Raw genomic sequence first — 8,918 nt, 5'->3', positions numbered from 1 at the left:
AAAGGGGAATTATTTATTCAACGAAGTTTAAGATGGTGGCTTGAGGCGGAATCGAACCACCGACACGAAGATTTTCAGTCTTCTGCTCTACCGACTGAGCTATCAAGCCAAGCAAAAGACAATTATTACATAAAAAAGGTAAAATAAAGCTTAATTTTTAAAAAATGACTAAAAAATATAATTTGCTCAAAAGGGAACAAGGATTACAATGAAATTGATTTCATGGAATGTGAATGGGTTAAGAGCTTGCATGACTAAGGGCTTTATGGATTTTTTCAATAGCGTTGATGCGGATGTTTTTTGCATTCAAGAATCTAAAATGCAGCAAGAACAAAACACTTTTGAATTTAAGGGGTATTTTGATTTTTGGAATTGTGCGATTAAAAAGGGCTATTCTGGGGTGGTAACTTTCACTAAAAAAGAGCCTTTAAGCGTGAGCTATGGTATCAATATGGAAGAGCATGACAAAGAGGGGCGCGTGGTAACTTGCGAATTTGAGTCATTTTATTTAGTGAATGTTTATACCCCTAATTCCCAACAAGCCCTATCTAGGCTTAGTTATCGCATGAGTTGGGAAGTGGAATTTAAAAAATTTTTAAAAGCTTTAGAGTTAAAAAAACCTGTCATTGTGTGCGGGGATTTGAATGTGGCTCACAATGAAATTGATTTAGAAAACCCTAAAACAAACCGAAAAAATGCGGGCTTTAGCGATGAAGAGAGAGGGAAATTCAACGAGCTTTTGAACGCCGGTTTTATTGACACTTTCCGTTATTTTTACCCTAACAAAGAAAAGGCTTACACCTGGTGGAGTTACATGCAACAAGCAAGGGATAAAAACATTGGTTGGCGCATTGATTATTTTTTATGCTCTAACCCTTTAAAAACACGCTTAAAAGACGCTTTAATCTATAAAGATATTTTAGGGAGCGATCATTGCCCGGTAGGGTTGGAATTAGTCTAAAGGTAGAAAGTGTGCGAAATAAAGACAGAAAAAAGCCTTACAAAGGCTGAGTTGTATTCAAAAGCAAAGGGCCATTTAACCCCCACTTCAATACTAGCGTCATGGTGGAATAGCACGGTTTGGAATTTAAACCCCACTAAACCCAACATCCTGAAATTAGAAGTTTTGAGTGAAAACCCTTGAATGCTGCGCCAATCGTCAATGATGAAATTCGCGCTGTGTTTGGAAATCGTCCATGTGTTTTCGGCAACTTGCATGCCATAAAAAAGGGAAAAAACATACAAGGGGTTTTTATTGTATTCCACGATCAAATCCCCCCCAAAGCCATAAGTGAACATGTTCGCTTGAGCGCCCGTTCTTTTATTGAGTATGACATTCCCATAATCCATAAAAAAGTAATAGCGAGAATAAAACCAGTAATTGGTGGGGTTAATCTCCCAGCCTAAAGAAAAGCTCGCCCCTTCAATCGTGCGTTTAAGATCGTTATATTTTTTCATGATCATTTTGCCTACCTGATATTGAGAAGCCACATAAAAACGGCTTTTAGCTTGCATAATGGTAGGGTTTAAAAAATAAACGCTTAAAAATAAGGGGGTTACTTTTTTAAATAAATCCTTTGAAAAAAATTTCACACTTTAATACTTCCTGTTAAGCGGAGAATTGAGATTGTCTTGGTGGTTAGTGGCTCGTTGCAAAACATTGTTCGTTCTTTTTTGCGAAGGATCAGTGTTTTCTTCATTATTGATTTCATCAATTTTATTTTCGTTATTGATCAAATCATTCACTTCTTTGGTGGCTTTTTCATCTTCTTCTTCATGTTCAATTTTTTTTATATCCTTATTCGCTTGATTGATTGGATTGTTTTGAGTGGTTTTAGTGTTGTTTTGGTGCGATTGGGACGATTTTTTAGGCTCGTCCTTGCATGCGCTAAACAGGCTTAAAACAAAAGAGATAGCGATAAAATGAGTGATCTTAGATTTCATCAATTAAATTTCCTTAAGTCAATGTATAATTTGACTATCTTATCATAAAAATGATTAAGGATTGGCTAGGGTAAGAACAAATTGCAAGAAACAGATAACTTATTAAAAACATTGAACGTGAAATCGCTTTTAGAAGCCTTGCTTGTTTATACGCCTAAAGGCTATAAAGATTTGAATTTATTAGAGCGTTTTGAAACGGGTTTGAGTGGCGTTTTAGAAGTGGGTATTTTAGAGAAAAGAAACTACGCCAAAGTTTTAAAGATTTTTGCCTATTCCAAACGATTTTACAAAAATTTAGAGCTTGTTTTTTTCAATTACAGCGCGTTCCATCACAACCAGTTTAAAACCGGCGAGAGTTTGTTCATTTATGGTAAATTAGAGCAAAGCTCTTTTAATCAAGCTTATATCATTAACACGCCTAAAATCCTTACCGAATTTGGCAAAATTTCTTTAATTTTTAAAAAAGTTAAAAATCATAAAAAAATACAAGAAAATTTACAAAAACTCATTTCATTAGAGAATTTAAAAAAGGAAGGCATTAAAGAGAATATCGCGCATTTATTGTTAGAAATCTTTTTCCCCACGCCGCATTTTGTCAAGGATTTTGAAACTCATAAAAATTTTCCTTCACAACATTTAAATGCATTAAAATATATTGAAATGCTTTTTTATATGAAAAATTTAGAACGCAAAAAATTGCAATTCAACGCTAAAATCGCATGCCCCAATAACAGCGAACGCTTGAAAGCGTTTATCACTTCTTTACCCTTTAAACTCACCAACGACCAACAAAACGCCATTAAAGAAATCCAAAGCGATCTCACCAGCCCTATAGCGTGCAAGCGTTTGATTATAGGCGATGTGGGGTGCGGGAAAACGATGGTGATTTTAGCGAGCATGGTATTAGCTTACCCTAATAAAACCCTTTTAATGGCGCCCACTTCCATTCTCGCTAAACAGCTTTATAATGAAGCCTTAAAATTTTTACCCCCTTATTTTGAAGTGGAATTATTGCTGGGTGGGAGCTACAAGAAGCGATCCAATCATTTGTTTGAAACAATCACGCATGTGGTTATAGGCACGCAAGCGTTGTTGTTTGATAAGCGCGATTTGAATGAATTCGCTCTAGTGATCACTGATGAGCAGCACCGATTTGGCACAAAGCAGCGCTACCAATTAGAAAAAATGGCAAGCAGTAAGGGCAATAAACCCCATTCCTTGCAATTTTCCGCTACCCCCATTCCTCGCACTCTGGCTTTAGCCAAAAGCGCGTTTGTGAAAACGACCATGATTAGAGAAATCCCTTATCCTAAGGAGATTGAAACTTTAGTCTTGCATAAAAGAGATTTTAAAATAGTGATGGAAAAAATTAGCGAAGAAATCGCTAAAAACCATCAAGTCATTGTCGTCTATCCGCTGGTGAATGAGAGCGAAAAAATCCCGTATTTATCGCTCAGTGAGGGGGCAAGTTTTTGGCAAAAACGCTTTAAAAAGGTTTATACCACTTCAGGGCAGGATAAAAATAAAGAAGAAGTGATTGAAGAATTTAGAGAGTCCGGGAGCATTCTTTTAGCGACTACGCTCATTGAGGTGGGCATTTCTTTACCACGATTGAGCGTGATGGTGGTTTTAGCGCCCGAAAGGTTAGGCTTAGCGACTTTACACCAGTTAAGGGGGCGCGTTTCTCGTAACGGCTTAAAAGGCTATTGTTTTTTATGCACGATCCAAGAAGAAAACGAACGATTAGAAAAATTTGCTGATGAATTGGACGGCTTTAAAATCGCTGAATTGGATTTAGAATACAGAAAAAGCGGGGACTTGCTCCAGGGTGGGGAGCAGAGCGGGAATAGTTTTGAATACATTGACTTAGCCAAAGATGAAGATATTATCGCTGAAGTGAAACGGGATTTTTTGAGAAGCGTTTCACATGGAACATTTGAAAATTAAGGTGGAATTGAGTAATTTAAATCATTTAAAAAAAGGATAGAGATGCAAAATAAAGAAATTTGTGGAGAAAAAAGCGTTAATGAAAAAAATTTAGAGGTTTTTAATCGTTATTTTCCCGGTTGCTTGAGCATGGAAAATGATAACAAGCTCACGCTAAATGTAGAAAGATTAAAAGCGTTACTAGGGGATTTTAGCGAGATAAAAGAAGAGGGCTATGGGTTGGATTTTGTGGGTAAGAAAATCGCCTTAAATCAAGCTTTTAAGAAAAATAATAAGATTTTAAAGCCCTTAAATAAATCCACTAGCAAGCACATTCTCATCAAGGGCGATAATTTAGACGCTCTCAAAATCTTAAAACAAAGTTATAGTGAAAAAATCAAAATGATTTACATTGATCCGCCTTACAACACGAAAAACGATAACTTTATTTACAGCGATGATTTCTCGCAATCCAACGAAGAGGTTTTAAAAACATTGGATTATTCTAAAGAAAAACTGGATTATATCACGAATCTTTTTGGGTCAAAATGCCATAGTGGGTGGCTTAGTTTCATGTATCCTAGATTGTTACTCGCTAAAGATTTGCTCAAACAAGACGGCGTGATTTTCATTTCTATTGACGATAACGAAGCCGCCCAACTCAAACTTTTATGCGATGAAATTTTTGGGGAGGGGAATTTTTTATCATCTTTGACTTGGCTTAAAGGTAACGCACAAAATGATGCGCAATATTTTCAAAACAATTACGAAAATATTCTTGTTTATGCAAAGCATGTTGAAGCAATCAGTCTTAATCGCATGACTTTAAAAAAAGAAGTCAAAGTATTTTGTGAAAATGATAAATACTATTATGAAGGGGCTGGGCTTTCTATGGGAGGTGGCGATGGTGGAAGTTTAGAAAATCGTCCTAATCTTGGCTATACATTCTATTATAACTCTATGACAAAAGATATTAAGCCTATTATGGATTATGATAGAGAAGATGCCAAAAAACACACAGATACTTATAAGGATAATATAGAGCTGATTAAAAAGGGTTATGTCCCTATAAGACCGCCAAAAATGGGCGTTGGAAATGGGCGTTGGAAAAAAGTCTTACTGAACTAGATAGAATTTTGATTAAAAAAAGTAAAAATGGTTATAGCGTTTTAAGGAAAGAATGGGTAGATAAAAACCAAGTCAAACAAAATGAAAACGGCGAATTTTACGCTATTTTAGACAAGTCATCGCCCGCAAGAAATGTGATAGAAAATATCGGCGGTGGTAATGGGACAAAAGAAGTTAATGATCTTTTTAATCAAAAGGTTTTCAATAACCCAAAACCTACAAAACTCATTAGCCGACTGATTGAATTATCCACCAACGAGAACGACATCATCTTAGATTTTTTCGCCGGGAGCGGGACAACCGCGCATGCCGTGTTAGAGAGTAATAAGAGCGATTATCAAAAATTAAGTGAGGGGGGGGGGTTATTTAATGGCTTGAACGCTGTATTTAAAGAAAGGCGCTTCATTCTTGTTCAGTTAGATGAAAAAATTGATCCCAAGAAAAACAAAAGCGCGCATGATTTTTGTTTAAACACCCTAAAATCCACCTCCCCAAGCATTTTTGACATCACCGAAGAAAGGATTAAAAGAGCGGGGGCTAAAATCAAAGAAGCTTGTGCGTATTTAGATGTGGGGTTTAGAGCGTTTGAAATCATTGATGATGAAACGCATGATAAAAACCTCAATGAAGCCCATCAAAAGGATTTATTCGCTTATTCTAACCCCAAAAAAAGGGAAACTCAAACGATTTTAATCAAACTTTTATGCTGCGAGGGTTTGGAGCTTACTACCCCTATAATTTGCTTGATTGAAAACGCCTTGTATCTGGCTTTAAATACGGCTTTCATTGTGGGGGATATAGAAATGAGCGAAGTTTTAGAAAACTTGAAAGATAAAGGGGTGGAAAAAATCAGCATGTATATGCCAGCTATCAGTAACGATAGGCTGTGTTTGGAATTGGGCAGTAATTTATTGGATTTGAAATTAGAGAGCGGCGATTTAAAGATTAGGGGGTAGAGGTGAAAATCAAATTCAAACGATTGGATTACCAAGAAAAATGCTTGAATCAAATTTTAGGGGTGTTTAAGGGGATCTATTTGAGAGAGCCAAAAAATGACGCTCAAAGGATTTCTAACCCTGTTTTTGAAATAGAGGAAATCAAAGATCTTTTATTAGAAAATATCCAAAACTTGCAATCAGAGCAAAAAATAACCCATGGGAGTGTTGGGATTGACAAGTCGTTAAACTGCGATATTTTAATGGAAACAGGCACAGGGAAGACCTTTTGCTTTTTGGAATGCGTTTATGCCTTGCACCAAAACTACCATTTGTCAAAATTCATCGTTTTAGTGCCAAGCAACGCCATTAAATTAGGGGTTTTAAAAAGCGTTGAAATCACCAGAGAATTTTTTAAAAGCGAGTATTCTGTGCATTTAGAAAGCTATGAAGATATAAGAAGCTTTATTTTAGCGAGCAACCACAAATGCTGCGTGCTGGTGATGACTTTTTCTGCTTTCAATAAAGAGAGTAATGTTATCAATAAATCATGTTTAGAGAATACGAATCTATTCAATGGCGCAAAAAGTTACATGCAAGCTTTAGCGAGTATTAGCCCGGTAGTGATCATGGACGAACCGCACCGATTTTTAGGCGATAAAACAAAAAAATATTTGGAACAATTAAACGCTTTAATCACGCTCAGGTTTGGGGCGACTTTTAAAGATGATTATAAGAATTTGATTTACGCGCTAGATAGCAAAAAAGCGTTTGATTGCGCCCTAGTGAAAAGCATTAGCGTGGCGTGTGTGGGGGAGAGTAACGAGTATTTTTTAGAGCTTAAAGGGGTTGTAAAGATTCAAAACGACTATGAAGCTGCAATTAACTACACGAATTTAGAAAATAAAACTCAAAGCGTCAAAGTCAAAAAGCATGATAATTTAGGGGTGCTAACTCAAATCAGCGCTTTAGAAGATTATATTGTAGAAAACATCACTAAAAATGAGGCGCGTTTCCTCAATGGCTTTAGTTTGTTGCTGGATCAAAAAGAGCCTTTTTCTCATCTTTTAGAGGGCGAGCAAGAAGTGATGCTGAAAGAAGCGATAAAAAGCCATTTTGAAAGAGAAGAAGGACTTTTTAAAAAAGGGATTAAAGCCTTGTGCATGGTGTTTATTAGCGGGGTGAATAGCTATTTAAGCGAGAATGAAAAGCCGGCTAAATTAGCCCTTTTATTTGAAAAACTCTACCAGCAAAAGCTTGAAGAAGTCTTAAAAAAAGATGATTTAGATAACAATTACAGAGCGTATTTAGAACGTACCAAAGACAATATTCAAAAAGTGCATGGAGGGTATTTTGCTAAAAGCAAGAAAGAGAGCGATGAAGCCCAAGTGATTGCGCTCATTTTAAAAGAAAAAGAAAAATTGCTGAGTTTTGAATCCGATCTCAGGTTTATTTTTTCGCAATGGGCGTTGCAAGAGGGGTGGGATAACCCTAATGTGATGACGATTTGCAAACTAGCCCCTAGCCATTCCCATATCACTAAATTGCAACAAATCGGTAGGGGGTTAAGGCTCGCTGTGAATGATAAGGGCGAACGCATCACTAAAGAGCATGCTGATTTTGATTTTGTCAATGAATTGGTGGTGATCGTGCCGCAAGTTGAGGGGGATTTTGTGGGAGCGATCCAGCAAGAGATAAGCGAACACAGCTTGATTAAACAAGTATTTAGCGGTGAAGAGTTAGAAAAAAGCGGCATTGTTAAAAAAGGGTATTACGGGGTTTTATTGGAAACATTAGAGGGTTTGGGTTTTGGAGAAAAAACAGATGATGAAAACTTTAAACTCACTCTCAATCAAAACGAATTTTTAGAAAAAGAGCCAGAACTTGAAAAATTAAAAGATGAAAAATACCTGAATCTTGAAAAATTAAAAGATTTTTTAAAAGATCGTTTAGTGGGCCATTTTAGAGTGAGGAACAAAAACGAGCGAAAGAGTGAAAAAATCAAAATCAATAAAGAAAATTTTAAGAAATTTGAAACCTTATGGGAGGGTTTGAATCATCAAACCCGGATCGCTTATGCCATTGATAGCGAGAGCTTGATTGATGAGATTGTCAAAAAGATCAACGCTTCTTTTAATGTCAAATCAAAAATTGTTTCGGTTACGACTCATAAAAAAGTAGAAACTATGGGAAATGACGCTAAAACAGAGATTTTTGAGCAAAAAAGCGCATGCGTGTGGAGCTTGCATGAATTTATCAGCGCCTTGTCTAATAAGGTGAAATTGAGTTTTAAAAGCGTGGCTAAAGTGTTAGGAAACATTGATGAAAACAAGTTTGATCTCATTAAAAAAAACGAACAAGAGAGCTTAAGGCGTTTAGAAGAGCTGTTTTTGGAAATTATTTATCAAAATATTAAAGATAAAATTTCCTATCAAATGCGCAAAACGACGATTAAAAACAGAAAAAACGATGCGTTTTATGATGAAAAAGGAGAAATCAGAGAATTTTTAGACGGGAGTTTGGTGGGGGATAAATATGAAATTAAAAATTCAAGCGCGCAAGAAAAATGCCTGTATGAAAATTTCATGCAAGTGGAGAGCGAGATTGAAAAAGACACGATTGAAGAATCTAATGACACTAAAATCATTGTTTTTGGCAAGCTCCCTAGGGTTAAGATCCCGATAGGGTTAAATCAAACTTATAGCCCTGATTTTGGGTATGTGGTTGAAAATAACGATAAAAAAGTGTTGTTAGTGGTAGAAACTAAGGGGGTTGAAAATGAAAGCGAATTGCGCGAAGAAGAAAAGCGCAAAATTTCAACCGCTAAGAAATTTTTTAAAGCTTTAAAAAAGCAAGGCGTGAATATTGAATACAAAACCAAAATGGAAAAAGATCAATTAAGAGCGTTGATTAATGAAGTTTTAAATCGTAAAGATTAGAGTTGCTTTAATGTTTCACATGGAACAATTTTGATTTAGATCAATT

Annotated in this window: 5 protein-coding genes, 1 tRNA gene and 1 pseudogene; 4 read left to right on the top strand and 3 right to left on the bottom strand. The window is 36.0% G+C overall.

The genetic code is table 11. The annotated features are described in order from the left end of the window. Positions 1-33: 33 nt before the first annotated feature. Positions 34-109: transfer RNA gene (locus tag P6280_RS07540), tRNA-Phe, on the bottom strand. A 99-nt stretch (positions 110-208) separates the two neighbouring features. Between P6280_RS07540 and P6280_RS07535 the strand changes: the two genes are divergently transcribed. Next, positions 209-961, top strand: coding sequence for an exodeoxyribonuclease III (locus P6280_RS07535; RefSeq protein WP_000767562.1), 753 nt, complete (start codon positions 209-211; stop codon positions 959-961). Here the strand turns inward: P6280_RS07535 and P6280_RS07530 are convergent. Together P6280_RS07530 and P6280_RS07525 are read right to left on the bottom strand one after the other, a co-directional pair. Then, positions 958-1,593, bottom strand: coding sequence for an outer membrane protein (locus P6280_RS07530; RefSeq protein WP_000668051.1), 636 nt, complete (start codon positions 1,591-1,593; stop codon positions 958-960). The two genes, P6280_RS07535 and P6280_RS07530, sit on opposite strands and share 4 nt — an antisense overlap. Before the next feature lie 3 nt (positions 1,594-1,596). Next, a complete protein-coding gene (locus tag P6280_RS07525; protein ID WP_000837038.1) occupies positions 1,597-1,944 on the bottom strand; it encodes a hypothetical protein in 348 nt (115 codons plus the stop codon). 81 nt (positions 1,945-2,025) lie between these two features. Here P6280_RS07525 and recG point away from each other — a divergent pair, with 81 nt between their 5' ends. The 3 genes and pseudogenes from recG (at position 2,026) to P6280_RS07510 (ending at position 8,872) form a co-directional block, all read left to right on the top strand. After that, on the top strand, positions 2,026-3,891 hold the full coding sequence (recG, locus tag P6280_RS07520) for an ATP-dependent DNA helicase RecG (RefSeq protein WP_283237431.1): 1,866 nt from the start codon (positions 2,026-2,028) through the stop codon (positions 3,889-3,891). 42 nt (positions 3,892-3,933) lie between these two features. Further along, positions 3,934-5,954, top strand: a pseudogene (locus P6280_RS07515) (site-specific DNA-methyltransferase). A 2-nt stretch (positions 5,955-5,956) separates the two neighbouring features. After that, positions 5,957-8,872, top strand: a complete 2,916-nt coding sequence (locus P6280_RS07510; protein WP_283237430.1) for a type III restriction-modification system endonuclease — start codon at positions 5,957-5,959, stop codon at positions 8,870-8,872. Positions 8,873-8,918: the final 46 nt, after the last annotated feature.

Origin of the sequence: Helicobacter sp. 219-2, from assembly GCF_030053225.1 — a bacterium.
In the GTDB taxonomy this organism is placed as follows: Bacteria; Campylobacterota; Campylobacteria; order Campylobacterales; family Helicobacteraceae; genus Helicobacter; species Helicobacter pylori_C.
Note: the sequence above shows the minus strand (reverse complement) of the source record. Positions and strands in the feature narration are given on the sequence as shown.

Coding starts and splice junctions, on each gene's coding strand:
- P6280_RS07535 (WP_000767562.1), top strand. CDS start 209: ATGAAATTGATTTCATGGAATGTGAATGGGTTAAGAGCTTGCATGACT.
- P6280_RS07525 (WP_000837038.1), bottom strand. CDS start 1,944: ATGAAATCTAAGATCACTCATTTTATCGCTATCTCTTTTGTTTTAAGC.